26 protein-coding genes are annotated in these 24,964 nt (G+C 42.2%); 7 read left to right on the top strand and 19 right to left on the bottom strand.

The features are described from left to right. Positions 1 to 57: 57 nt before the first annotated feature. Complete coding sequence (locus NSQ11_RS06460; protein WP_025207213.1) at positions 58 to 1,377, top strand: trypsin-like peptidase domain-containing protein; 1,320 nt, start codon at positions 58 to 60, stop codon at positions 1,375 to 1,377. A 42-nt stretch (positions 1,378 to 1,419) separates the two neighbouring features. On the opposite strand, the gene NSQ11_RS06455 is transcribed toward NSQ11_RS06460, so the two are convergent. After that, positions 1,420 to 2,370, bottom strand: coding sequence for a ring-cleaving dioxygenase (locus tag NSQ11_RS06455; RefSeq protein WP_025207212.1), 951 nt, complete (start codon positions 2,368 to 2,370; stop codon positions 1,420 to 1,422). A gap of 329 nt (positions 2,371 to 2,699) precedes the next feature. On the opposite strand from NSQ11_RS06455, the gene NSQ11_RS06450 reads away from it, so the two are divergent. Continuing rightward, positions 2,700 to 4,025, top strand: a complete 1,326-nt coding sequence (locus NSQ11_RS06450; RefSeq protein ID WP_035392321.1) for an amino acid permease — start codon at positions 2,700 to 2,702, stop codon at positions 4,023 to 4,025. A 13-nt stretch (positions 4,026 to 4,038) separates the two neighbouring features. On the opposite strand, the gene NSQ11_RS06445 is transcribed toward NSQ11_RS06450, so the two are convergent. The 18 genes from NSQ11_RS06445 to ggt form a co-directional block, all read right to left on the bottom strand. Further along, on the bottom strand, positions 4,039 to 4,368 hold the full coding sequence (locus tag NSQ11_RS06445; protein WP_008358910.1) for a hypothetical protein: 330 nt from the start codon (positions 4,366 to 4,368) through the stop codon (positions 4,039 to 4,041). Between the two features lie 63 nt (positions 4,369 to 4,431). Beyond that, the gene (locus tag NSQ11_RS06440) at positions 4,432 to 5,388 is read right to left on the bottom strand and encodes a sugar-binding transcriptional regulator (protein WP_017359143.1); all 957 of its coding nucleotides are present in this window, start codon (positions 5,386 to 5,388) and stop codon (positions 4,432 to 4,434) included. Positions 5,389 to 5,480: 92 nt separating this feature from the next. Next, complete coding sequence (locus NSQ11_RS06435; protein WP_024719604.1) at positions 5,481 to 6,266, bottom strand: SDR family oxidoreductase; 786 nt, start codon at positions 6,264 to 6,266, stop codon at positions 5,481 to 5,483. Continuing rightward, entirely contained in the window at positions 6,244 to 6,939 is a 696-nt protein-coding gene (locus tag NSQ11_RS06430) for an SDR family NAD(P)-dependent oxidoreductase (protein WP_024719603.1), read from the bottom strand. Before NSQ11_RS06430 ends, NSQ11_RS06435 begins: the two co-directional genes overlap by 23 nt. A 31-nt stretch (positions 6,940 to 6,970) precedes the next feature. Beyond that, a complete protein-coding gene (gene lpdA, locus NSQ11_RS06425; RefSeq protein WP_060832266.1) occupies positions 6,971 to 8,353 on the bottom strand; it encodes a dihydrolipoyl dehydrogenase in 1,383 nt (460 codons plus the stop codon). A gap of 12 nt (positions 8,354 to 8,365) precedes the next feature. Then, a complete protein-coding gene (locus tag NSQ11_RS06420) occupies positions 8,366 to 9,688 on the bottom strand; it encodes a dihydrolipoamide acetyltransferase family protein (RefSeq protein WP_041092297.1) in 1,323 nt (440 codons plus the stop codon). 18 nt (positions 9,689 to 9,706) lie between these two features. Then, positions 9,707 to 10,687, bottom strand: coding sequence for an alpha-ketoacid dehydrogenase subunit beta (locus NSQ11_RS06415; RefSeq protein WP_026050078.1), 981 nt, complete (start codon positions 10,685 to 10,687; stop codon positions 9,707 to 9,709). Between the two features lie 31 nt (positions 10,688 to 10,718). Next, the gene (pdhA, locus tag NSQ11_RS06410; RefSeq protein WP_041092295.1) at positions 10,719 to 11,702 is read right to left on the bottom strand and encodes a pyruvate dehydrogenase (acetyl-transferring) E1 component subunit alpha; all 984 of its coding nucleotides are present in this window, start codon (positions 11,700 to 11,702) and stop codon (positions 10,719 to 10,721) included. A gap of 180 nt (positions 11,703 to 11,882) precedes the next feature. Continuing rightward, positions 11,883 to 12,914, bottom strand: coding sequence for an alcohol dehydrogenase catalytic domain-containing protein (locus NSQ11_RS06405; protein WP_017367078.1), 1,032 nt, complete (start codon positions 12,912 to 12,914; stop codon positions 11,883 to 11,885). Beyond that, positions 12,911 to 13,357 carry a hypothetical protein gene (locus NSQ11_RS06400; RefSeq protein WP_008346260.1) on the bottom strand — a complete coding sequence of 149 codons (447 nt, stop codon included), beginning with the start codon at positions 13,355 to 13,357 and terminating at the stop codon, positions 12,911 to 12,913. Before NSQ11_RS06400 ends, NSQ11_RS06405 begins: the two co-directional genes overlap by 4 nt. 62 nt (positions 13,358 to 13,419) lie before the next feature. Continuing rightward, positions 13,420 to 13,698, bottom strand: coding sequence for a PTS sugar transporter subunit IIB (locus NSQ11_RS06395; protein WP_008346262.1), 279 nt, complete (start codon positions 13,696 to 13,698; stop codon positions 13,420 to 13,422). Between the two features lie 19 nt (positions 13,699 to 13,717). Further along, complete coding sequence (locus NSQ11_RS06390) at positions 13,718 to 15,091, bottom strand: PTS transporter subunit IIC (protein WP_007498866.1); 1,374 nt, start codon at positions 15,089 to 15,091, stop codon at positions 13,718 to 13,720. A 50-nt stretch (positions 15,092 to 15,141) separates the two neighbouring features. Continuing rightward, positions 15,142 to 15,609: a PTS sugar transporter subunit IIA gene (locus NSQ11_RS06385; RefSeq protein WP_017359150.1), complete on the bottom strand. Its 468-nt coding sequence runs from the start codon at positions 15,607 to 15,609 to the stop codon at positions 15,142 to 15,144. A 240-nt stretch (positions 15,610 to 15,849) separates the two neighbouring features. Next, the gene (cysA, locus tag NSQ11_RS06380) at positions 15,850 to 16,581 is read right to left on the bottom strand and encodes a sulfate ABC transporter ATP-binding protein (protein WP_186365190.1); all 732 of its coding nucleotides are present in this window, start codon (positions 16,579 to 16,581) and stop codon (positions 15,850 to 15,852) included. Positions 16,582 to 16,596: 15 nt separating this feature from the next. Continuing rightward, positions 16,597 to 17,466: a sulfate ABC transporter permease subunit CysW gene (cysW, locus tag NSQ11_RS06375; RefSeq protein ID WP_052320227.1), complete on the bottom strand. Its 870-nt coding sequence runs from the start codon at positions 17,464 to 17,466 to the stop codon at positions 16,597 to 16,599. A 5-nt stretch (positions 17,467 to 17,471) separates the two neighbouring features. Further along, complete coding sequence (cysT, locus tag NSQ11_RS06370; protein ID WP_019743464.1) at positions 17,472 to 18,317, bottom strand: sulfate ABC transporter permease subunit CysT; 846 nt, start codon at positions 18,315 to 18,317, stop codon at positions 17,472 to 17,474. A gap of 11 nt (positions 18,318 to 18,328) precedes the next feature. Continuing rightward, on the bottom strand, positions 18,329 to 19,360 hold the full coding sequence (locus tag NSQ11_RS06365; protein ID WP_144610172.1) for a sulfate ABC transporter substrate-binding protein: 1,032 nt from the start codon (positions 19,358 to 19,360) through the stop codon (positions 18,329 to 18,331). A gap of 257 nt (positions 19,361 to 19,617) precedes the next feature. Further along, positions 19,618 to 21,372: a gamma-glutamyltransferase gene (ggt, locus tag NSQ11_RS06360; protein ID WP_144610173.1), complete on the bottom strand. Its 1,755-nt coding sequence runs from the start codon at positions 21,370 to 21,372 to the stop codon at positions 19,618 to 19,620. Between the two features lie 227 nt (positions 21,373 to 21,599). On the opposite strand from ggt, the gene NSQ11_RS06355 reads away from it, so the two are divergent. The 5 genes from NSQ11_RS06355 to NSQ11_RS06335 all read left to right on the top strand — a co-directional run bounded on the left by NSQ11_RS06355 (position 21,600) and on the right by NSQ11_RS06335 (position 24,958). Then, a complete protein-coding gene (locus tag NSQ11_RS06355; RefSeq protein WP_048001648.1) occupies positions 21,600 to 22,058 on the top strand; it encodes an ASCH domain-containing protein in 459 nt (152 codons plus the stop codon). 206 nt (positions 22,059 to 22,264) lie between these two features. Then, positions 22,265 to 22,882, top strand: coding sequence for a DUF47 domain-containing protein (locus NSQ11_RS06350; protein WP_017359157.1), 618 nt, complete (start codon positions 22,265 to 22,267; stop codon positions 22,880 to 22,882). A gap of 15 nt (positions 22,883 to 22,897) precedes the next feature. After that, complete coding sequence (locus NSQ11_RS06345; RefSeq protein ID WP_017359158.1) at positions 22,898 to 23,896, top strand: inorganic phosphate transporter; 999 nt, start codon at positions 22,898 to 22,900, stop codon at positions 23,894 to 23,896. A gap of 146 nt (positions 23,897 to 24,042) precedes the next feature. Beyond that, entirely contained in the window at positions 24,043 to 24,813 is a 771-nt protein-coding gene (locus NSQ11_RS06340) for a type II toxin-antitoxin system SpoIISA family toxin (RefSeq protein WP_048001649.1), read from the top strand. Beyond that, positions 24,782 to 24,958: a type II toxin-antitoxin system SpoIISB family antitoxin gene (locus NSQ11_RS06335; RefSeq protein WP_008346289.1), complete on the top strand. Its 177-nt coding sequence runs from the start codon at positions 24,782 to 24,784 to the stop codon at positions 24,956 to 24,958. The genes NSQ11_RS06340 and NSQ11_RS06335 overlap by 32 nt, the downstream gene beginning before the upstream one ends. Positions 24,959 to 24,964: the final 6 nt, after the last annotated feature.

The following is a 24,964-nucleotide window of genomic DNA, read 5'->3' as shown; positions in this document are numbered from 1 at the left end:
TACGGTCAAACATCTTGAACACATACATGTAAAAATCGATGAAAGAGAGTGATCTTAATGACACAACACAAAGATGAAAAACACACTTCTTATGAATTACAAACGATTGAACAGCCGAAAAAAACACAGAAGAAGCCAAGTGGCTGGCTGAAGCCATTTGTCAGCGGGATTGTGGGCGGTACGTTAGCGTTAGGTGTTTACGTTCTAACTCCATATGCTCAGCATTCAGAAAATCATTCAACTGATTCGTCAACGAAAACAGCCGCTGTATCGACAAATGATACAAGTACAAATTCGTCAAAAACAACAGCGTCACAAACATCCAATTCGACCAGCAGTATTTCCAGTATGGTCGAAAACGTATCACCAGCCATCGTCGGCATTACAAACTATCAAACACAAAGTCAAACAACCACAGATTTTGGTGATATGAACTCACCTTTTGATGGATCACAGCAAAATCAAAACAGCAGCAGTCAAGAGCAAGAAAGCGGTACCGGATCAGGGGTTATTTTCAAAAAATCGGGCAGTAAAGCCTATGTATTAACAAACAACCATGTGATTGAAGGAGCAAATAAATTAACAGTCTCCTTGCATAATGGCAAGACGGTGGAAGGAAAAGTGGTCGGTTCTGACCCGCTGACTGATCTTGCTGTCGTCGAAATTAGCAGCAACGGCGTTACAAAAGTCGCTGAACTTGGAGACTCCTCATCCCTTCGTGCAGGAGAAACCGTCATTGCAATCGGAAATCCGCTTGGTGAAGATTTATCAAGAACAGTGACACAAGGAATTGTCAGCGGTGTCGATCGAACAGTGTCTATGGATACATCAGCTGGCGAAAGCAGTATTAATGTCATTCAAACAGATGCCGCCATTAACCCCGGCAACAGCGGCGGGCCGCTTTTAACAACAGACGGAAAGGTTGTGGGGATCACCAGTATGAAAATTTCTGAAACAGGTGTGGAAGGTATCGGGTTTGCGCTCCCAATCAATGATGTCAAACCAATTGCAGAGCAGCTTCTCACAAAAGGAAAAATCGAACGACCTTATATCGGTATCAGCATGCTGGATCTCGAACAAGTACCAGATGCTTATCAGCAGGAAACGCTTGGACTGACAAGCAGTCAGCTGGATAAAGGCGTGTACGTAAAAGAAATCGCTGCTGGCTCACCTGCTGCCAAAGCTGGATTAAAGACAGAGGATGTCATCACCGCCATCAATGGTAAAAAAGTGACAACCGGCAGTGAATTACGTCACGAGCTTTACACGAATGCAAAAGTAGGAGATACCGTCAGCATCACACTCGTTCGTAATGGAACAGAAGAAACAAAACAAGTGACATTAACACAATCTGAATCAAAGCAAGTCAGCTCTTAACGAAAAAAGCAGCTCAATTTTTATGAGCTGCTTTTTTCATGTTCACTTGATTGGGACTAATCTTTGTTCAATTTCTGCTCGTTTGTGCTCTAAAAATGGTGGAAGTGCTAATTGATCACCAAGCTCATCCACGCTTTCATCCACTGTAAATCCCGGACCGTCTGTTGAGATTTCAAACAAAATGCCGTTTGGCTCTCTAAAATATAGGGCTTTAAAATAAAAACGTTCTACAACACCAGAGTTGGTGAAACCGGCTTTGGCTATTTTATCATGCCATTTTTCAAGCTCTTCTGCGTCCGCTACACGAAAGGCTACGTGATGAACACTCCCTCTGCCAGATCGCTCAGCAGGTCCTTCTGCTTTTTCAATGACATGAATCTCTGTTCCAGCTCCGCCCTGTCCTGATTCAAAAATCGTCACGATTTCCCCATCATTTGATTGTTCACGTGCTTTTTCTGTGAAACCAAGGATGCTCGTTAACACACTGATCGTTTTATCTGCTTCTGCGACTGTTAATTCTACTGGTCCCAAACCTCTGATCGCAAAATCAGCAGGAATCTCATCATGCACTGGCGGCTTCGCTCCATCTTGCACGCTTGGTTCTACAGTCAAAAACAGCTGCTGTCCTTCTGGATCTGTAAATTTCAAGGCAGGTCTGCCGCCTCTTAAAGAAGCTGTTTCTTTCTTTACACCTTTTTCTTCAAAGCGCTTTTCCCAAAAGGTGAGTGCCTCCTCTGAAGTGACAATCAAACCTGTGCGTGAGATCGCATTTGTTCCGTCCAGCCGGCGGGCGAGCATCGGTATTTCAAAAAACGTCAGCTCTGTACCAGGTGAGGCGACCTCATCTCCATAAAATAGATGATACATCGATGGATCATCTTGATTGACTGTTTTTTTCACCAGTTTTAAGCCAAGGATTTGGCGGTAGAAATCAACGTTTTTCTGAGCATTTGCTGTTAGTGCTGATACGTGGTGAATCCCATTTATTTTCATTGTGTTCACTCCTATTATAAAATATCTCGAATTCAAGATAATATCCTTATGAATAAAATAGGTCATTTTAGAAGAAAAGTCAACCATTCGGCTGCATCTTTATTGGATGTTCGGCTTTCACCTATTAAATTAACATTAAATCGAAAATATTATTATATTGTTCGTTTTTAAGATAACATTCATCCTAATATCTCCAATAAACGAACACTTTTAAATACAAATACGAAAATCAGAAAATTTTTTTAATTCTTGTTTTCCTAAAATCGTATTACAATGAACAAAATACATGTCACAGTAACGTACGAAAGTGATGCAGGAGGTCGTGTGTAATGAACAAAGAACAACCAGCGTTAAAACAAGACATCGGCTTATTTTTTGCCCTATCTCTTGTCATCGGAACAATTATTGGATCTGGCGTTTTTATGAAGCCTGGCAACGTCCTTTCTTATTCAGGAAGCTCAGGCATCGCCTTATTCGCATGGCTGTTAGGCGGGATCTTAACCCTTGCAGGCGGACTCACAGTCGCTGAAATTGGTACACAAATCCCGCGTACTGGCGGTTTATATGCCTATCTTGAAGAAGTATACGGTGAATTTTGGGGCTACTTATGTGGCTGGGTGCAAATTATTATTTACGGACCAGCGATTATTGGTGCTCTTGGTCTTTATTTTGGTTCATTATTAGCTAATTTATTTTCTCTTTCATCTATATGGGCTACAACCATTGGCATTATCACCGTTCTTTTTTTATGTGTGATCAACATCATGGGAACGAAATACGGTGGTTTTGTCCAAGGACTGACCACGATCGGAAAGCTTGTTCCAATTGCAGCAATTATTGTGTTTGGCTTATGGAAAGGAAATGAACATATTTTCACAGCCGTCAATGAGAGTATCGCTCAGATGAACTTCGGTGCAGCAATTTTGGCAACATTATTCGCCTATGATGGCTGGATTTTGCTTGCAGCGCTTGGTGGTGAAATGAAAAATCCAGAGAAACTGCTTCCTCGCGCGATGGCAGGAGGTATTTTAATTGTCACAGCATGTTATCTCTTTATTAACATCGCCCTTTTGCATGTGTTACCAGCTGATCAAATCGTTCAACTAGGTGAAAATGCCACAAGCACAGCTGCTACAATGCTCTTTGGTCCCATTGGCGGTAAAATTATTAGTATCGGAATCATCATTAGTATCTTTGGCTGTTTGAATGGAAAGGTTCTTTCGTTCCCGCGTGTCATTTTTGCAATGGCAGAACGAAAACAAATTCCGTTTGCCAAAGCCATTTCACGCATTCATCCTACTTTTCAAACACCTTGGATCGCTGTATTTGTACAGATTTTGATTGCCATTGTGTTTATGATCGTCAGTAATCCTGAGAAGCTGTCAGAGGTTTCGATTTTCATGATTTACATCTTCTATGTGATGGCCTTTTTCGCTGTCTTTAAGCTAAGAAAACAAAACAAGGGAATGAAGCGCACTTATAGCGTACCACTTTACCCGCTCACACCGATCATTGCGATTATCGGCTCTTTCTTTGTCTTAATCAGCACCATGATCACCGATTGGCAAAGCTGCCTGATCTCCATGCTGATCGGCATTGCCGGACTGCCGATTTATTACTACATGAAAAAAACACAAAATAAAGCAGAGCGCTAAGACAGCCTCTGCTTTATTTTTTATATTGCTTAATGACCTTATAAGATTCGTTTAAATATCTCATCAGCCGGTATGGCTTACTTAAAACCCGGATGGGGAGTCTTGAAATAAATCCATTCAGATTCGCCTTATACTCCTGCGTCATCCGCTTCGGCTTTGTCGCAATTTTTTCATATACTTCTTTGTAAAATTCCTTCATGATGTCGACTTGCACACTGATCTTCTGATGACACTCTGTACACTCAACGCTTTTCATCTGATCATTCACATAAACGATGCTGTGGAGGGTCTCTTCTTGGCACCGAGTACAGTGTAGGTTTGCTTCCATTTCGGTTTTCTTCAAGATACACAGCTCCTTTCTCGTTTGATGTAGCTCTTTTTATACAATACGATAGCTGTCAGCTGTTTATTGGACAGATGCTTCCTTTAAAATAGCTGCCGCAGTTAATTCGTCGGTGACGAGCACCTGAATAAAGCCGCCGTTTAAGGCCCCTAAAATACTTTCAGCTTTATGGGTTCCTTCCACAACTGCGATGACTTTTTTCACGTTCTTTAATTGTTCTAACGATAATCCAATCACCTTTTGGTTCAGCTCATCTTGGACTGGTTTCCCTTCACCATCAAAGAAACGAAAACCAATATCACCAACAGCCCCTGATTGTCTCAACCCAGACAAATCCTCTTCTTTTAAATAACCGACTGTTTTCAATGTAGAGCCTTTATGCGGATTTCCAATACCGATCAGGGCAATATCAACATTTCTGCCTTCTTCAAGCACAGCTTCTATGTCCTGCATCGCCATCAGCCGCTCTTTTAATTCTTCTGTTTCTAAAATCGCAGGTGCATATAAATAGGAACACGTACCATTCATCTTCTTTGCCAGCTCATATGCCAGCTGATTCGCGTGAATGTCGACTGCCTGCCTGCCCATTCCGCCCTCTAAAGGAATGACTTTGACATCGTTTCTTCGCTCAAATGGATATTCCTTCACGAGCTCGGCAAGTGTGGTTCCCCATGAAATACCGATTTTCTCAGCGCCTTTCATGTTTTTAGAAAGATAATAGGCGCCCGCTTGACCGACTGCCCGTTTGACCATCTCAGACATTGTCCCGACACTTGGGACAACGACAGCATCCGTTAATTGAAAAGTTGTTTCCAGCTGCTTTTCAAGTTCCACTGTATGAATACTTTCGTCTTTAATGTACACTTCAACGATTCCCACATCTTTTGCTTTTTGTAAGAGCTTTGAAATGACTGGTCTTGAGACATTGAGCTTTTTTGCAATCTCCTGCTGCGTCCACCCGTCTGTATAATAAAGATGAGCAACTTTGACGAGCTGTCGTCTTTCTTCCCAATTCAGCATGTGACATCATCCTTTTAATATACTATGATTACCAGTATACCAAACATTCGTTTCTAATTGGAACAATTGTTATGAAAATAAAAAAAGAGCGATTAACTCTCCGCTCTTTTTCCCTCGCTATATTTAGGCTGATACGTTCTCCCGCCATCTAATAAGAGTATCTGTCCGTGCAAATAGCTTCCCTCGTCACTTGCGAGAAATAAAGTGACTCCAGCAATATCTTCTGGTTTTCCTAATCTCCCGATAGGAATAAGTGATCGAAGCTGACTTTTCTCAAGCTCAGTCGGATAGAGCGTATCAAGCATCTGAGATTCAATGACGCGCGGTGCAATGACATTGATGCGGACATGATGGGAACCCAATTCCTTTACAAGCGAACGCATGAGACCAAATGCCCCGGCTTTTGACGCGTAATACTGGATGCCGCCGCCAGAGCCTGTTATCGCAGATCCTGATCCAATAATGACAACGCTGCCTTCTTTCCGCTCACATAGATAGGGTGCTAATGCTTTGATGCAATAGAAAAGACCATATAGATTCACAGCCAGTGTCTTTTTCCAAAGTGAAAAATCAACCTCTAAAAAAGGAAGGGATTTCGTCATTCCTGCTGAATAGACAAGATGCCCAATGCCACCCAACTCCCTTTCAGCTGCTGACGCCATTTGCTGAACACTTTCCCACGATGAAACGTCAGCTTGGAACGTCAGCAGCTGAGGATGCTGTTGTTTTAAAAGCGAAAGTCCTTGTTCATCTATATCTGACACAGCTACACGATGCCCTTCTTTTAAAAAACGCTGAGCAATTTCTTTGCCGATTCCTTGGGCGCCACCTACGATGAGAACTGGTTTTTGTTGATTAGCCAGCGCTCTCACCCCCATCAAGCATAATCGCTGCTCCATCTGTAAATGCACCGTACGATGTACTTAAGAAAACCGTCATATGAGCCACCGTCTCCTTGATTTGCTCTTTGTCAGGAAGCAAATGGAGAGGCGGCGGAAGTAGTGCCAATACCCGGATGCCTTTGTCTTTAAATTCGCGCGCTAATCCTTTTGTCATGGCATTCAACATACTATTAGATGTAGCATGTGAGATCCCGCCATCACCTGTTATGCTGCCTGATGAGGAAATATTAATGATGCAGCCCTGCTTCTGATCCACCATATGCCACACAGCGGCTTGACTGGAAAGAAAGACTGTATTTACGGATCTTTCCACTTCATCGACCCATATCTCAGGACTTACGTCATCAATCTCCTCATCTGCTTTTTGCTCGGCTTGATTGACTAAAATATCAAGCTTGCCGCATGTATCGATGACTTGCCTTAGCATAAGCGTAGCATCACGCGGTGTCTCAAGCGGATTGATGACAACAGTCGATTGGCCGCCTAATTTTTCAATGTCTTCGCTTATCGACTTTGCTTTTGATTCATCACGAAAAGCGTGTATGAAAACATGTGCACCTGCCTGGGCCAAAGCCAGGCAGATGGCTTCTCCAAATCCATCTGTGCTATCTGTCACAAGTGCCACTTTCTGATGAAGCTGGACGTGCACACGGATCTCCTCCCTATCCCTTGTTTGGCATTTATTTTCTCAGCTTACTCACAATATCAAGAGCTGCTTCATAAAAGCCTTCTGAGATGGTTGGATGCGGATGAATCATTTTGGCCATCTCTTCAGCTGTTCCTTCTAAATACATAAATGAAGAAGCCTCTGATATCATCTCCGTTACGTGCGGACCAACCATTGTAGCGCCAATGACTTCACCATATACGGTATCGTACACGAGTTTAATAAAACCGGTTTGAACACCTGCTGCCAACGCTTTTCCGCTTGCAGCTAAATCAAATCGCTCTGCCCGCACATTCAGCCCTTTCGCTTTCGCCTCTTTCTCAGTCAATCCCACACTCGCTACTTCTGGCAATGTATAAATACATCTAGGAACGATGTCGTGATTCATTCTTTCAGGCTCGCCGCATATATTGCTAACCGCAACGGCTGCCTCTGCCATCGCCGCATGAGCGAGCTGATAGCCGCCGGCTACATCTCCAATTGCATATACACCTTCAGCACTTGTCTTCATCTCGTCGTTCACTTTAATAAAAGGACCATCTAGCTGAAGCTCCAGCTGACTGACAGCAGAGACATTTGGTCTTCTTCCGACACAAACTAGCAGTCTTTCAGCCGTAAAGATGTGCGTCTCTCCTTTATCGTCTGTCGCATGAATCGCTTTGACTCCTTCGCTTTCTGTTACCTCTGTCACCGTCGTTTTCTTTGCGATATGGATGCCTTTTTTCTTCAATTCTTTTTCTAGTAATTTCGAAGCTTCTTCATCTTCCTGCGGAATAATCGACGGAGCGGCTTCTATAATGGTGACTTTTGATTGGAGACTCTGGAAGATGCATGCCAGCTCAAGACCAATTACACCCCCGCCAATAATGACGACAGATGCAGGAATATCTGGGATGTCAAAGATCGTATCACTTGTGTCAAATTGAATCTCTTTGAGCCCTGGAATAGGCGGAATAGCAGGTGATGAGCCAGTGGCAATGATCAGCTCTTTTGTTTCAATCGTTTCTGACCCATCTTGTTTTTCAATGTCAATGCGATTTTTTGTCACAGCTGTTCCTCTGCCGTTATATACATCAATCTTTCCTTGCTTTAATAAAAAGGCGATTCCACCCCTGAGTTTTTCGATGACATCATCTTTACGTTTTCTCATTTTATCGAAGGAAAGAACCATCTCACCTGTTTCGATTCCCCAGCTTTTTGCTTTCTCAATGGATTCAATGACTTCTGCATGTTTGAGCAGTGTCTTTGAAGGGATACAGCCTCGATTTAAACAAGTCCCCCCTAGAAAATCGTCTTCAATCAATGCAACCTTGTGTCCACGTTCAGCGGCTTGAAGGGCGGCAGTGTACCCGCCAGGCCCACCGCCAATGACTGTCAGATCATACGTTTTTGTCATCCGATTCATCTCCTACATTAGCAATTCAAATGGTTGTTCAAGCACTTTTTTAAGGTCTGTTAAAAAGGCTGCTGCTGGTGCACCATCTACCACTCGATGATCAAATGATAAGCTGACACCCATCATTGGCCGCACCTGAATTTCTCCATCGATCACTACAGGTTTTTCTTGAATGCGTCCAACACCTAAAATCGCCACTTCCGGCTGATTAATAATTGGGGTAAACGTGTCAATGGCATACATCCCTAAGTTACTAATGGTAAATGTAGACCCCTTCAACTGGTCTGGCAGCAGCTTTTGATCGCGTGCATTTCGACCAATTTCTTTTGCTTCTTTTGTGAGCTGTTTCAGCCCTTTTTGATTTGCATGAGAGATGACCGGAACCATTAAGCCGTCTTTCACAGCAACCGCAAGACCAATGTGCACATCCTCATGGAAATGGAGCTCATTTTGTTCAAACGTCATATTGATTTGCGGATGGCGCGTGAGGACACTGCTGACAGCATGGATGATGATTTCTGTAAACGACAATCTGTAGCCTGTCTCTTTTTCTATCGCTGGTAGCAGCTGTTTGCGCACTTCTTTTGCTTTTGTCATATCAATTTCACTTGTTAATGTGACGTGCGGTGCTGTAAAGGCACTTTGTGACATGCGATCTGCGATCACTTTTCTCATCCCGGCTAGTTTTTGTGTTCTCACTGGAGCAGCCTCTGCCTTTTGTGCGCCTGCTGCTTTTACGTCACTCTTCATGATTTTTCCGTGGACGCCAGAACCAGCAACATTCGCTAAGTCGATCCCTTCACGAGCAGCCACTTTTCCTGCAAGTGGTGATATGCGCTGGCCTTCCTCGTTCGTATGAAGGGACGCTTCGACATCCCGTTTTTGAATTCTGCCTTTTGGTCCTGTACCAGATACTTCGTGAATGGCTACTTGGTGATCTTTTGCCGTTTTTCTCGCTGCAGGTGTTGCGCGTACTTTCTCACCCACCGTTGGTTCAACTTCAGTCGAAACAGATGGTTCAGATGGTGATGACGTTCCGCTGTCTTCAGAAGATGCTTCATCTGACTGCGCTGGCGGCTCGCTCGGTACCTGCTCATTTGCCTCTCCGATATATCCAATGACAGCATTGACTGGAATCTGATCATCTGCTTCGTAATATTTCTTTAGAAAAACGCCATCATCATAGGCTTCAACCTCGATATTGATTTTGTCTGTCATAATCTCAAATAGAGGCTCACCGATTTCAACCGAATCTCCTTCTTCTTTAAACCATTGAAGCAAGGTACCGATCTCCATCGTACTGCTTAGCTTCGGCATAAATATCTCTTTTGGCATGATCTTCTCCCCCTTTACTTAAGAGCGCACGAGCTCTTTTGCTGCTTCAATAATATCTGGCACTTGTGGAATGACTGCTTTTTCCAGCGTTGGGTTGTACGGTATTGGAACGGCAAGACCGCCAAGTCGTTTAATAGGTGCATCTAAATAGTCGAAGGCTTCACTTTCCGCTATCATACTCGCAATCTCTCCGCCGTAGCCGCCTCGTTTCACTGCCTCATGCACAACGATACATTTGCCTGTTTTTTTCACAGATTCAATAATGGTTTCTTCATCTAATGGGACGAGCGTTCTCGGATCAATGATCTCGACATCGATTCCTTCCGCTTCTAGTTCCTTCGCTGCTTCGAGCGCTTTGTGCACCATAATGGCTGTTGCGACAATTGTGACGTCCTTTCCGCTTCTCTTCACATCCGCTTTCCCTAAAGGAATCGAGTACTGCTCTTCTGGTACTTCACCAATTGTTTTATATAAAAGCTTGTGTTCATAGAAAATGACAGGGTTGTCATCATCCATTGCTGCTTTTAAAAGTCCTTTTGCATCATAAGCTGTTGAAGGCTGAACCACCTTTAGTCCAGGAATATGAGCCATCCACGCTTCTAAGCTTTGGGAGTGCTGCGCTGCGGCACCTGTCCCGGAACCTGCTGGTGTTCTGACAACAAGCGGCACTTTCCCTTTTCCGCCAAACATGTAACGTGTTTTCGCTGCTTGGTTTACAAGCTGATCCATTGCAATTGTAATAAAGTCAGAGAATTGTAGTTCTAAAATCGGACGCATCCCTGTCAAAGCCGCTCCGACTGCGCCTCCTGCGATGGCAGCCTCTGAAATCGGCGTATTGCGGACGCGTTCTGGACCGAATTCCTCGATCATCCCGCGCGTGACACCAAATGCGCCACCGTATACGCCGATATCTTCACCTAAAATGAAGACATCTTGATTTTTTCTCATTTCCTGACTCATTGCTTCTCGAACGGCTTCTAAATATGAAATCTCTCTCACTGTCGTGTTTGTCACGTGATTCCCCTCCTAATTAGGCGTATACATCCTCTAATAGTGTGTCAATTGATGGTTCTTTACTATTTTTCGCAAATTCAACAGATGCCTCGATCTCTTGCTTCGCTTCTTCTTGTAAACGAGCAGCCTGTTCTTCTGTCAGAACATCTAGCTCCATTAAGAGTGACTTAAAGCGTTTAATTCCGTCTTTTTGTCTCCATTCTGTCTCTTCTTCACGTGTACGGTATTTTTTCGCATCACTCTTTGAGTGACCCTTCCAGCGATACGTTTTCATTTCAATGAGTGATGGCCCTTCTCCAGCTCTTGCACGGCTTACCGCTTCATCTACTGTATTCATGATTTCAACCATGTCATTTCCATCAACTGTTTTCCCTGGCATTCCGTAGCTTTTGGCTCTTGTTGAGATGTCTTCAATGTTGATCATTTCTTTCACAGGACCAGACATGCCGTATTGGTTGTTTTCACAAATAAACACAACAGGTAAATCCCAAATGGAAGCAAGATTCAGCGCTTCATGGAAGCTGCCTTCATTTGTAGCGCCGTCTCCGAAGAAACAAAGGACCACAAAGCCTTCCTTTTTCATCTTGGACGTGAGCGCCGCACCAGTTGCAAGCGGAATACCGCCGCCAACAATTCCATTTGCCCCAAGGTTTCCTTTTTCTAAGTCGGCAATATGCATGGAACCGCCTTTTCCTTTGCAGTAACCTGTTTCACGTCCGAATAGTTCAGCCATCATTTTATTGACCTCTGCACCTTTTGCAATACAGTGACCATGTCCGCGGTGTGTACTGACAATCTTATCTTCATCCTTTAACACAGCAATAGACCCAACAGCCGATGCTTCCTGTCCAACACATAAATGGGTCGTTCCATGGATTAATCCTTTAGCAAAGAATTGATCGACCTTTTCATCAAAATATCTTACTAACCACATTTGTTTATATAAATCTGCTAATTTCTCATGACTAATCTGTTCAGGCAAAGTGATTTGTTTTTGCATTTCTTCTCTCCCCTTTACATTTGTTCTTATATGTTACATTTGTAATTATCATACGTTTAACTCTCATTGAAGTCAAGTATTTCCGTTTATTTTTTAAGCGTTTTCATCTTTTTTCAGAAAAAAAGAGAAAGGCAAAGCCCTTTTCCAAAGACCTTCTCTTTCTCTCCATCTCGTACATTCTCATTCATCTGGATACATCATGATTTTGACGCTTTCACCTTCTGGATGCCTAGCGCATTCTATCGCCTGACGAAGCTGACTTAATGGATATCGATGCGTCACCATTTTTTCTGTATGAACGACCTTTGCTTTTAAGAGCTCTAGCGCTTCACGATAATGGTATGGATGCGAGGAATAAGCTCCGACTACTTTCACTTCATCATGGAAAAAACGTTCTGCTGGAATGGAGACATCCCCTTTTGGAAAGTGAGCAAAGACCAAAATCGTTCCGCCTCTTGCAACAGCTTGAAATGCTTCTTTTAAAAGCGCACTGCTCCCCACAGAAATAATGACAAGGTCCGCTCCCTTTCCATCTGTTTCTTTCATGACGCGGTTTTCTACTGGCTCAGATGCTGGATGAAAAGCGACGTCCGCCCCAAGATTTCTTGCTTGAAGGAGCCTGTTCTCATTTACGTCTGTGATCATCACTTTTCCAGCCAAATAATATTTGGCAAGCTGTAATTGAATGCAGCCAATTTGCCCCGCTCCAAGAATCAACACCGAATCTCCAGGATGAACGGGCGCCCTTTCAAAGCCGTGAAGACAGCAGGCAACCGGTTCGACCATCGCTCCTTGTTCATATGAGACGTCATGTGGGAGTTTGCCCATTGTATGCTTCACATGTAAAGCAGGAACACGAATATATTCCGAAAAACCGCCCGGCTCTACATTTGTGGCTGCAAATTGCGGGCACATTGTATAAAATCCTCTTTGACAAAAGTCACAAGTAAAACAAGGGACATGATGCGCTACATACACCCTGTCTCCCGTTTGAACATGTGTGACGTGACGGCCTGTTTCGATAATGTCACCAGCGATTTCATGCCCTAGCACTGTGCCAGGAGGTACCGTCTCATGTGTCGCTTTATAAATATCCGTCCCGCATAACCCGCAGGCACGCATTTTTAATAATACTTCATCATCACCAATGGCTGGCCGCTTCCGCTCCTCGTAACGAATGTCCTCTGAAGAATAAAAGACAGCTGATTTCATTTAGCCGCATCCTCCTTTTCATCACATGTCGCAAGACTCTGCAAGGATTGAACGAGCTGCTTGTACTCACTCATCTCACTTGAAATCCAGTAGCGTCCGCCAAATATTCGCGCAGGTCCCACTCTGACATATACTTTCCCGATATGAGGATATGGTTTTAAAAACAACTTTCCTTTAATATCGGACACGGCATATGTGTGCCACCTGCCAAAAGCACCTATTTTCAGCTCATCTTCACTAATCATGATATTCGTTGGCTGATTCAGGCCAGTGATGCTAGAAAGCATAAGGATAGGCAGCGTATAGACACCTAACACAGCTAATGGCTCAGGTCCTGCCGACATCAACGTATAAAGAGACCAGAGAAAAAACACACATATTAACAAGGCCGGAAGGAAAATAGAAAACATGGCAGACGTTCGGCTATAAGCATGCTGCTGCATGAGAGCTCCTCCTTTCAAATGACATGGAAGGAGCTTTCGCAGCTCCTCCACGCAATCATCGTTCACTTAATATGATCGATAATTTTTTCAATATCTTCTTCAATGCCAAATCCCGTTAAAAAAGATAACGTTTGAATCACAGGCGTTCCTTTTGTATCACTAACAGGCGTTGTCGTCACAATTAAATCAGCACCCTCCGCTTTCTGCGGAACCTCAGATGCCTTACACTGTTCAACGATGACATCGTATCCTTTTTCCTTTAATGTCTCTTCTACCTTTTTTGCCACAACCGTTGACGTAGCAACTGCCGTTCCGCAAGATACTAATATTTTTTTTGCCATGAGAATCCCTCCAGCTCATTTATTGATCTTTCTGATCTAAGCCCATTTCTTTTGCATACTGCTTTTTAATATCATTTCGCACCCAGTACCAAAGAAGCGCATATGCCAGTGCACAGACAATCGCTGCAATGAAGTAAGGGTTGCTCGGATCAAGAAGTCTCACCATGATCCAAGGAATGACGTGTGAACCAAGATCGATACCAGAGATCATATTTGCCCCTTCTGGGAAGTCGAAACCAACTGCTTTCCCCATTGTTGTGGCGAGTGGTGCAAGGTTCGTTGCAATGAAGAAAACAATCATTAAGGTAAAAATACTGTTAATGAGGCCGCGAATAATATTCCCACGAGCGGCTGCTACTGCCCATACGACTGTAAATGGCAGAACCGATAAGTCTGCAAACGGCAGCATGCCATTGTAAGGAAGGACGACAGCGAGCAAAATGGTGATTGGCACCATCAAAAGGGCTACAGCCATATTCGCTGGATGACCAATGACAATCGCTGTATCCAAACCAATATAGACATTTTTTCCAGGGAAACGCTTTTGAATATAAGAACGAGCACCCTCAGAGATTGGAATAAGTCCTTCCATTAATAAAGCAACCATTCTTGGCATTAACACAAGCACTGCAGCCATTTGAATTCCAAGGGTCATGACACCTTTTGCATCATAGCCGCCAAGAAGACCAATAATGATACCAAGTATAAGACCCATCACAAGCGGTTCACCAAAGATGCCAAAACGTTTTTTCAAAGTTTCTGGATCCGCATGAATTTTGTTTAAACCAGGGATTTTATCAATCACGCGGTTTGACGCATACATCAGCGGAGCGAAGTTGACCGTTTCAGCATGAGCCATCGATACGCCTTTTAATCCGAAATGGTGTTCAATCGTCGGTGCCGTCCAATCGGCGAGTTTTAGTGTAATCGCAGAAACGATTAAACCAACGGCAAGGGCTAAGAACATATTATGATAAGCGTAGTAAGTAACAGAAGCAGCGAAAATCAAATGCCAGAAATTCCAAATATCCACATTCAATGTTTTCGTAAAGTTAACAGACAGCAAAATAACATTTAACAAGAGCACAAGAGGAATCATTAAAGGGGCAACAGGTGTACCAAATGAAATAGCGGCTCCAATCGGCCAGCCGACATCTAAAATATCAAGCTTTAATCCAAGAGAATTGACCATGGCTTTGGCTGCTGGTCCAAGACCGCTTACGAGTAAATTAATGACAAGATTGACCCCGACAAATCCAATTCCGATCGTAATACCTGCACGGAAGGATTTTTTAAATCCTTGCCTTAAAATCATACCGAATAACGTCATAATAATTGGGAGCATAATTGTTGGCCCTAAGTCTAAGATGAAATCGACGGCTTGCTTGATCATACATCCACCTCCTGATTTTAGATAAAGCGCTTACATTATGTCGTGAATAACTATTGGTTTAATTCTTTTTGAAGTACATCAACGGCTTCTTCATACGATGTCATCTGAGATAAACTTGTCATTACTTCTTCTTTTCTGAAAAGCGTCATCAGTTTCTCTAACATCACGAGCTGCTTACTAGGTTCAGAGATTGCCAGAACGAACACAATTTTGGCTTGAACTGTCTCATGAGGGCTTCCCATCTTATGAAAAATAACAGGTTCCTTTAATGTCGCTACACTGATCGCCGGTTTGTTTACATGTTCAGGATCTGTATGGGGAATGGCCACCCCAAAGGTCGCAAGAGGAAGACCGGTCGGATATGTTTTTTCTCTTTCAAGCACTGCTGGTAAAAAGCTCGATTTAATATATCCTCCAGTTTCTAACCTTTCTGCTAAATAGGCAGTCACCTCCTCACTTGAAGATGCTTCGTATTGCAGCTCAATCAGCTGTTGATCTAACTCAAACAAACTGTTCAAACAACCACCCCTTTCATTTGGTATAAATATGAACACATGTAACAAAAAGAATGAACATTTTAAAATAGAACCTTTTGTAAAGCGCTTACAAATAGATGTTTTATAAAATGTTCAATACTGTTACCTTTGTAAAGATATTATAATATTCAAAATTATAAGTCAATGTTCCTAGGAAAATTTTTATAAAAAAAGATGCAGCTTTTTGCCGCATCTCTTTCATTACATCACATCAACTTCTTGTTAAATATGGCTTCCTATATCTAAAAATTCAGCTACAAAAAGGTTGTCTGTCTGCTCTGTCATTTCTTTTTTTGTGCCGATTTTTTCGATTCTGCCCTCATTCATCACCACAACACGATCAGCGATATCAAACGCTTCTTCTTGATCATGCGTCACAAAGATGGTCGTCATTTGAAATTCTTGATGAACTTTTTTCAGCCAATGTCTTAATTCTTTTCTCACCTTTGAATCTAGTGCACCAAAAGGCTCATCTAAGAGAAGAGCTTTCGGTTTAACGGCTAGAGCACGCGCAAGTGCTACACGCTGCTTTTGTCCACCTGACAGCTGCTCTGGATAACGGTGTGCATACTGCGTTAATTGAACGACTTTCAGCAGCTCATGCACCCGCTCTTTAATGTCTTTTTTAGGCAGCCTTTCTCCTCTAGGTTTCATCTTCAATCCAAAAGCCACATTATCAAATACCGTCATATTTTGAAAAAGCGCATATTGCTGAAAGACAAAACCAATTTGCCGTTTTCGCACTGGAATATAAGTATAATCCTGTTCTCCAAATAAGATCTGCCCTGTATTCGCATCATCAAGCCCTGCAATAATTCTTAATAAAGTCGTCTTACCTGACCCAGACGGTCCAAGTAAGGAAATCAATTCCCCATTTTCGATCGTCAAATCCACGTTTTGCAAAACCTTCGTCTGCCCAAATTGCTTTGATATTTGTTTCGCTGTAATCCCCAAGGCTGATCCCTCCATTCATTTTGAACGCTTGCCAAGCCTGTGATCTCTCTGCTGAATGATCTGCTTGATGATTAATGTAATGACCGCTACAAACGCCATGAGAGAGGCCACAGCAAAAGCCGCTTGGAATTGATACTCGTTGTATAGAATTTCTATATGAAGCGGCATCGTATTCGTCATTCCGCGTATATGACCAGATACAACCGACACTGCACCAAATTCACCAATTGCCCTAGCCCCTGCTAAAATGGCGCCGTAAAAAAGGGCCCATTTTATATTTGGAAGTGTCACAAGGAAAAAGGTCTTCCACCCACTGGCACCAAGCGTAAGCGATGCTTCTTCCTCATGAATGCCTTCATTTTGCATAAACGGAATTAATTCTCTCGCAACAAAAGGAAATGTCACAAAGATGGTCGCAAGAATCATCCCCGGTACAGAGTAAATCACTTTCCATCCATTTGCTAATAGCCACGGTCCTAAAAGTCCATTTGAACCAAATAAAAGTACAAATACAAGTCCTGCAATGACAGGTGACACCGCAAACGGAAGATCAATGACAGTTGTTAACAAACGTTTTCCCGGGAAATGAAATTTTGTGATGAGCCAAGCAGCACTGATCCCAAAAATCATTTGAAGCGGCAATGTGATCATCACAATGAAAACAGTCAATTTAATTGCCGCAAGCGTGTCTGGATGTGAGATGGCAAGAAGATAAGAACTCCATCCTTTCTCAAAAGCCTTTGAAAACACAGCAATCAACGGCATGAGTAAAAACAAAATCAAAAAAGCATACACCACACTAATCAACATACGCTTCACCGCTTTTGATTCCGTCACAGGACTCCTGTACTTGATGCGGTGCTCTTTAAGAAGCTCCCTTTCCAATCGTCTCACCTCACTTCCACTTGTTTTTTCCGCTCGACAAACCACTGCAATCCGTGAATCAATAACAAAATGACAAATGATAAGAGCAGCATGAAACAGGCAATGGCTGCGGCACCTTGATAATCATACTGCTCAAGCTTAGACATGATCATCAGTGGTGTAATCTCTGTTTTAAACGGAATATTTCCCGCTATAAACACAACGGAGCCATATTCACCGAGTGCTCTTGCAAATGCCAGAGAAAATCCAGTCATTACCGCTGGAAACAAGGCAGGCAGCAGTACATGAAAAAAGGTCTGTTTTCTTGTAGCACCAAGTATGGCTGCGGCCTCTTCCACTTCCTGCTCAAGCCCCTCAATGACCGGTTGAACCGTTCTTATGACAAATGGAATGCCAATAAAAATCAGTGCCAAAATAATCCCGAGCGGGGTGTATGCCACCTTCACATGCAAAAATTGCCCAATCCACCCATTCGGAGAATAAAGAGTCGTCAAAGCGATGCCAGCCACTGCCGTTGGAAGAGCAAACGGCAAATCGATGAGGGCATCCAGGATGTTCTTTCCTGGAAACGAGTACCGCGTGAGAACCCATGCGATCAGTACACCGAAACCTGCATTGATGAGTGCAGCTGCAAAAGAAGTCGTAACCGTAAGCTGCAGCGACTTTAGCACCCGCGCATCACTAAAGACATTCCAAATTCCTTCTGCTCCTAATGAAGCCGTCCAAATAAATACCATAGATAAAGGAATCACGACAATCGCACTGACATAAACAAGTGTCACTCCGAGGCTCAGCCCGAATCCAGGCAATACACGTTTTCTTTTATTGGCGGCAGCATAGCCTTTCTTCATCACGTCGCCCCCTATTTTTGTCCGCTATATATTTGATCAAATAATCCGCCATCATCAAAAAATCTTTTCTGCGCCTTTCGCCATCCGCCAAATGCCTGATCAATGGTCACCATATCAATCTCTTTAAATTGATCTTTATATTTGTTTAGCACTTCTTGATTTCTTGGTCGATAATAGTTTTTCGCCGCAATTTCCTGTCCTTTTTTAGAATACAAATAATCTAAATAAGCCTTTGCCACTTTCTCTGTTCCTTTTCGTTTCACATTTTGGTCGACAACGGCAACGGGCGGCTCTGCTAGAATACTAATGGAGGGACTGACAATCTCAAATTTGTCTTTACCTAATTCATGCAGTGTCAAATAGGCTTCATTTTCCCAAGCAATTAACACGTCACCAAGACCGCGCTCGACAAAAGTTGTTGTGGCGCCGCGAGCACCTGAATCGAGCACCTCGACATGTTCATATAACTTTTTCACAAAATCCTTCGTTTTTTCTTCATCCCCATGAAAGGTTTTATCGGCATATGCCCATGCGGCTAAATAATTCCATCTTGCACCGCCTGACGTTTTTGGATTTGGTGTGATGATAGATACACCTGGCTGAAGCAAGTCATCCCAGTCTTTAATATTTTTGGGGTTCCCTTTCTTCACAAGAAACACAATAGTAGACGTATAAGGTGTGGACTGATTTGGAAATTCTTTTTGCCAATCCTTTGAAAGTAGCCCTCGATCTGCAATGGCATCAATGTCGTATCCAAGAGCAAGTGTAGCCACGTCTGCTTCGAGTCCATCAATAATCGATCTCCCCTGCTTACCCGACCCTCCATGAGACTGCTGTATCGTCACATCTTCACCGGTTTTGTCTTTCCAATAAGTCTGGAAGGCTTGATTGTATTCCTGATACAATTCACGTGTAGGATCGTATGACACATTCAACAGCTCAACCTTTCCCTTTTGATTTGAGGCTTCATTCGCATTTGAGCATGCAGCACTTGTGATGATGAAAAGTGTGATCGCAATAGAAATCCATATCCATTTTTTCACGTTATCCGCTCCCTTTCACATTGAATAGTGACACCAACCTTGCCGTTTTCAGTTCTATACGCAAAAAAGGCCCTCAGCGATTGAAGTACAAAAAAGTCCTGTACGTCAATGCCAAGAGCCTTCGGTTGTCCGATCAGCTATGTATGATTGATGTTAGTCTATATATTATTCAAACTATTCACAGGTGTCAACTGTGTTTTTATTTTAATGAAAAAAGAAACGCCTTCTTGATGAGGCGCTTCTTTTCCCGGGAAATGCTATTGATCTGCAGCTACCTTTAGATTGACACCAACAGCAGTTCCATTTCTCGTTGAATCAGCTACTCCAGTAAATGTCCCTGCTTTTCGATCAATCAGTAAAGCTTGCACATTCCCTATATCAATAGGTGAACTGCCAAACTGGTGACCCATATCATTTAACTTTGTTCTTACATCTAGAGGGACACCTACTTCATAACGATACGAAGTTAAGCTGTTTGTGTAGATTCTTGGCTCTTCTACCGCATCCTGAAGCTCCATGTCATATTCAAGTAAATTGAGAATCGTCTGTGAGACAGAAGCAATGATCGTCGTTCCGCCAGGAGACCCAACAGTCATAACAGGCTCTCCATCTTTAAAAATGATTGTCGGAGTCATGCTTGATAACGGACGTTTATTGGGCTGGACTTCATTTGCCCCGCCAGGTCTTGCATCAAAATCAGTCAGTTCATTATTTAAGAAAAATCCATACTCTGGAACAAGTATCCCTGTACCAAATAATTGTTCAATGGTTGTTGTAAATGACACAACATTTCCCCACTGATCTGCAACAGTAAAATGGGTCGTCTCACCAATGGTTTTATCTTCTGGCTGAGGAACAATTGGGGATGGATTTTTTTCATCCTCATATGCCCAAGGATCTCCTTCTTTCGGGCTGCGATTCATTTGATCTAGTTGAATGAGAGAGGCTCTTTCTGAAATGTAATCATCGTCTAGTAGTCCTTTTAGTGGAACATCTACGAATTCGGGGTCGCCGGCATATGCGGCTCTGTCAGCATAGGAGAGGTGCATTGTTTCAGCAAGCAGCTGATATTTTTCGAATGATTTGGGGTCATACTGAGACAGGTTAAAATGGTCAAGTATTTTGAGAATTTGTAGCATAAACACCCCGCCTGAGCTTGGTGGAGGCATGCTTGCAAGCTGATATCCTTTATAGTCTCCCCAGATTGGCTTGTCAGTCTTGACTTCATAACGTTTGATATCTTTTGAAGTCATCGTCCCGCCAAAATCTTGAACTGTATTTGCAAGTGCCTTTGCTACTTTTCCTTCATAAAACGCTTTGCTTCCTTTTTTCGCAATGAGTTTAAATGTTTTTGCAAGACCTGGCTGGACAAGCAGATCTCCTTCTTCGAGCGGCTGATCATTTGGAAGAAAAATTGGCGCTGCGGCCGTTTTTTTCAATTTTCCTTGATGATCATCAATCGCTTTTGCCAAGACAGAGTCAATTTCAAAACCATCTTCTGCAAGTTGAATGGAGGGCTCAATCAATTCCTTCATAGAACGAGTACCCCACTTATCTAATGCAGCTTCAAGACCTTTTACAGTCCCTGGAACACCTACCGCATTTCCATGTGTAGATCGCTCAGTAAATGGAATCACTTTTCCATCATCTGTTAAAAACATGTCAGGTGTTGCGCCCTGTGGTGCTCGCTCTCTGCTATTGATGATGGATGTTTCCTTTGTCTTCCCATCATAAACCATCATAAATCCGCCACCGCCAATTCCAGACATCATTGGCTCTGTTACGTTAAGTGCGTATTGAATGGCAACAGCAGCATCCACTGCGTTCCCACCTTTTTTCAATACATCAGCACCAATCTCCGATGCAAGCGGATGTGCAGTAGCCACCATCCCATCTTTGCCAACAGCTACTTTATTCCCATGAGTTTCGTTTGCAGTGACTTGGCTGACCGGCAGGAAAAACGAGAAAACAAACAGACATATGGACAAAACAGTTAGAGAAATGCGTTTCATGAACAACACCCCTTCCATATTCTTACTTTGACCTTACCGACTTCTTGACCAGAATACAATAGATTATTCTAAAATTTCAAAATTTTTCATTCTATCATCCTATATCTGCCAAACAAAACACATGTTTTCAAAACATATGACATGCACAGTTCGTAGTAATAAAGACATACGATTTCCAAGTTTGAAACTTCACGATATAATAAACTCATAACAAAGGGGGAAAAAGGATGAACCACAAAAGCACTTTATTTTGGGAATCTTATTGGGAAGAAAAATCAGGAAAAACTCCTGATCACGCCTCTGTTTCTGCTTGGGCATTTGGCGCAGATCCAGATCACTTGCTTGACCTTGTACAACAAGGAAAAAAAACAGCCACTTGTTCTGGATACCTTTTTTACGAAAAAGAACAAGAGCCGCTTCCAAAACCCGGTCAATATGCGGTCATTTTGGACAGCAGGGAGGAACCAAAAGCCATCATAGAGATCACACAAGTAGATATCATGCCAATGAATGAGGTTCCTGAATCATTTGCAAAAGCAGAAGGTGAAGGCGATCTTTCATATGACTATTGGTACAAAGAACATGAAGAATTTTTCACAGAAGCCCTGAAGCCGTACGGATTAACATTTAAGGAAGATATGCTTCTTGTTTGTGAGCGGTTTAAGCTTGTTTATTCAGCTTCTTAACGTTTAAGCGGTGCCAAAAATGGTCCGCTTTTTTGCTTTCTTTTCCCCTTTCTGAAAAAGGTGAGTTGAGATCACATCTTTAGGTCAGAATAAGATCAAATAGAAAAAGTGAAGAAATTTTCGACTACACCTGTTTTTTTTCGACAAAAGAATATATAATTATTTGATGTGTGCATTGTCTCATTTATACAATGGAGGGTTTTTACATGTTAAAAAGGAAAAAAGACAAGTTTTCCGTCTTGTTAACGGAAATTGCTAAAAATTTAGATGAAACTGCTGAGTATTTTGTTAGCTATAAAGTAACAAATCAAACCACTCTGAAAGAATTTTCTGACACATTGAAGGAATATGAGACAAAAGGTGATAATCATGTTCATACCATGATTAAAGAGCTGAACAAAGCCTTTATTACACCGATTGAACGTGAAGACATTCTTCAATTGACGAATAGCCTCGACGATGTTTTAGACGGCATTGAGCATTTTTCAGCAACTTTAGAAATTTATTCAATTACAAGCTCTGACGAACATATCGACAAATTCAGCCACTACATCAGAGAATGTGCGAAAGAAATTTTAACGACTATTGAATTACTGGCTGATAATCGCTTGAAAGATATTCATCCGCACGCAATCAAAATTAAAGAGATTGAGCATAATTGTGACAATCTTCACCGCAAATCACTAAAGAACTTGTTTGGAAAAGAAACAGATCCAATTAAGGTCATTCAATACAAAGAAATTTACGAAACACTTGAAGAAATCGCAGATTCCTGTCAAAGTGTTGCCAACAATCTAGAAACAATCATTATGAAGAATGCGTAACGGGGTTAGTTAAACATGGATACATTACTCATCCTTACCATACTTATTGTCATTTGTGCACTTGCTTTTGATTTCATTAACGGATTCCACGATACAGCAAATGCCATTGCTACTTCTGTTTCAACAAAGGCGTTAAAGCCTAGACATGCTATTATTATGGCAGCGTTTATGAACTTCTTAGGAGCAATGACATTTACAGGTGTGGCAAAGTCCATTACAAAAGACATCGCAGATCCTTTTACACTTCAAAACGGATCTGTCGTCATTTTGGCTGCTTTAATTGCAGCGATAACTTGGAACTTGCTTACTTGGTATTACGGGATTCCGAGTAGTTCTTCACACGCACTGATCGGATCAATTGCAGGAGCTGTTATTGCCTCTGCTGGTTTTGGCGCTTTAAACTATTCGGGATTCATTAAAATCATTCAAGCACTTTTGCTTTCACCTATCCTGGCTTTTGTTTTGGGATATATCGTGTATACCATTATCAAAATTATATTCCGAAATAACAATCTCGCAAAAACAAATAAACAATTCCGACGTGTTCAAATTTTAACGGCTGCACTGCAATCGTATACCCACGGAACAAACGATGCGCAAAAAGCGATGGGAATTATTACGATGGCTTTAATTGCAGGTAATTTGCATACAACAGACGACATTCCTTTCTGGGTACAATTCTCTTGTGCGCTTGCAATGGGACTTGGTACGTCTATTGGCGGCTGGAAGATTATTAAAACAGTCGGCGGTAAAATCATGAAGATTCGTCCAGTAAACGGAGTATCTGCAGACTTAACGGGTGCAGCTATTATCTTCGGTGCAACATTTATTCACTTACCGGTTAGTACCACTCACGTGATCTCATCTTCTATTCTAGGTGTAGGTTCTGCACATAGAGTAAAAGGAGTCAACTGGGGTACGGCAAAACGTATGCTTGTCACTTGGGTGATCACATTACCGATTTCGGGAACTCTAGGGGCACTTATATACTTTGTGTTAAATGCGATTCTCTAATATCAAAGACCTGTCTAACAGGTCTTTTTTTATTTGTTTGCATTCTTAAATGCTCTTTTTCTGCAAGCCATTTTTTCATGAAGCAGGGTTTCCAATCATATCCATAGAAATAAATAAGTATCCATCTGTCTATGGGAGAGAAGAACATGCTATTATTTTTTCAATTGACTGTTTGGTTATTGCTAGGTGCTCTTGCTGTATATGTATTTGCGGTATGGCGCTTTGAACAAAAAGTAAAAGAAAAGATGTTTGCGATTCGTAAAACGTGGTATTGGATTTATGTAGCGGGTGCTGTTGTGTACTGGACATATGACCCTGCTTCAATCTTCACCGATTGGATGCACTACCTGATTATTGCTGTTTTTTTCGCATTAACTGATGCCTTTATTTTCCTCAGCTCCTATATTAAAAAACTCGGTAATCATGAACTTGAAACCGACACCCATCAACTCCTAGAACAAAATAACGACCTGCTTCATTCTTACCTCAATAAACTAAAAACGTACCAATACCTATTGAAAAACGAACCGATCCATGTATATTATGGAAGTATAGAAGCTTATATAGAGGGAATTGAACGACTGATCTATTCTTTTGCAGAAAAAATGAATATTCAAGCAGTTCTTTGTCCTTATGATACGCAGGAGCAAAAAGATGACCTGCTGCGGACACTTGATCAGAGAGCGCTCATTCAAGCAAAGCTTGACAGGCAGGAAGTGTATTACGATGATTACGGCAAATTGGTTCTCATCCCGTTTTCAGTAGCGGATGCACACTTTGTGATTAAGCTGACCTCTGAGGATATTGTCACTGAATTCGACTATTTATTAATGACTTCACTTACAACGATTTATGACCTAATCTTGCCTGACGAAGAGGAAGGTGATGAAGATGGAACACGCACTTCAAGGGGATAATAACAATCGCAAGAAAAACCCATTTAAGATTTTAAAGAAAAAGCGCCATATTAGTATGGCTGATTACAAAGTAAGTCCCCATACGGAGCGTATTTTCAAAAAGAATGAACAGCTCCTAGATGAGTATAAAAATAAAAAAGCTTGATTACAC

Origin of the sequence: Bacillus sp. FSL W7-1582, assembly GCF_038593325.1 — a bacterium.
Lineage (GTDB): Bacteria > Bacillota > Bacilli > Bacillales > Bacillaceae > Bacillus > Bacillus altitudinis.
This window is presented reverse-complemented; position numbering and strand designations above follow the sequence as displayed.

Excerpts from the sequence above, each read along its gene's own strand:
- NSQ11_RS06450 (WP_035392321.1), top strand. The coding sequence starts at position 2,700 with ATGAACAAAGAACAACCAGCGTTAAAACAAGACATCGGCTTATTTTTT.
- NSQ11_RS06355 (WP_048001648.1), top strand. The coding sequence starts at position 21,600 with ATGAACCACAAAAGCACTTTATTTTGGGAATCTTATTGGGAAGAAAAA.
- NSQ11_RS06400 (WP_008346260.1), bottom strand. The coding sequence starts at position 13,357 with ATGCAGCAGCATGCTTATAGCCGAACGTCTGCCATGTTTTCTATTTTC.
- NSQ11_RS06345 (WP_017359158.1), top strand. The coding sequence starts at position 22,898 with ATGGATACATTACTCATCCTTACCATACTTATTGTCATTTGTGCACTT.
- NSQ11_RS06455 (WP_025207212.1), bottom strand. The coding sequence starts at position 2,370 with ATGAAAATAAATGGGATTCACCACGTATCAGCACTAACAGCAAATGCT.
- NSQ11_RS06460 (WP_025207213.1), top strand. The coding sequence starts at position 58 with ATGACACAACACAAAGATGAAAAACACACTTCTTATGAATTACAAACG.
- cysT (WP_019743464.1), bottom strand. The coding sequence starts at position 18,317 with ATGAAGAAAGGCTATGCTGCCGCCAATAAAAGAAAACGTGTATTGCCT.
- NSQ11_RS06340 (WP_048001649.1), top strand. The coding sequence starts at position 24,043 with ATGCTATTATTTTTTCAATTGACTGTTTGGTTATTGCTAGGTGCTCTT.
- pdhA (WP_041092295.1), bottom strand. The coding sequence starts at position 11,702 with ATGCAAAAACAAATCACTTTGCCTGAACAGATTAGTCATGAGAAATTA.
- NSQ11_RS06390 (WP_007498866.1), bottom strand. The coding sequence starts at position 15,091 with ATGATCAAGCAAGCCGTCGATTTCATCTTAGACTTAGGGCCAACAATT.
- NSQ11_RS06435 (WP_024719604.1), bottom strand. The coding sequence starts at position 6,266 with ATGGGGGTGAGAGCGCTGGCTAATCAACAAAAACCAGTTCTCATCGTA.
- ggt (WP_144610173.1), bottom strand. The coding sequence starts at position 21,372 with ATGAAACGCATTTCTCTAACTGTTTTGTCCATATGTCTGTTTGTTTTC.
- NSQ11_RS06350 (WP_017359157.1), top strand. The coding sequence starts at position 22,265 with ATGTTAAAAAGGAAAAAAGACAAGTTTTCCGTCTTGTTAACGGAAATT.
- lpdA (WP_060832266.1), bottom strand. The coding sequence starts at position 8,353 with ATGACAAAAACGTATGATCTGACAGTCATTGGCGGTGGGCCTGGCGGG.
- NSQ11_RS06335 (WP_008346289.1), top strand. The coding sequence starts at position 24,782 with ATGAAGATGGAACACGCACTTCAAGGGGATAATAACAATCGCAAGAAA.
- NSQ11_RS06420 (WP_041092297.1), bottom strand. The coding sequence starts at position 9,688 with ATGCCAAAAGAGATATTTATGCCGAAGCTAAGCAGTACGATGGAGATC.
- NSQ11_RS06405 (WP_017367078.1), bottom strand. The coding sequence starts at position 12,914 with ATGAAATCAGCTGTCTTTTATTCTTCAGAGGACATTCGTTACGAGGAG.
- NSQ11_RS06395 (WP_008346262.1), bottom strand. The coding sequence starts at position 13,698 with ATGGCAAAAAAAATATTAGTATCTTGCGGAACGGCAGTTGCTACGTCA.
- NSQ11_RS06440 (WP_017359143.1), bottom strand. The coding sequence starts at position 5,388 with ATGCTGAATTGGGAAGAAAGACGACAGCTCGTCAAAGTTGCTCATCTT.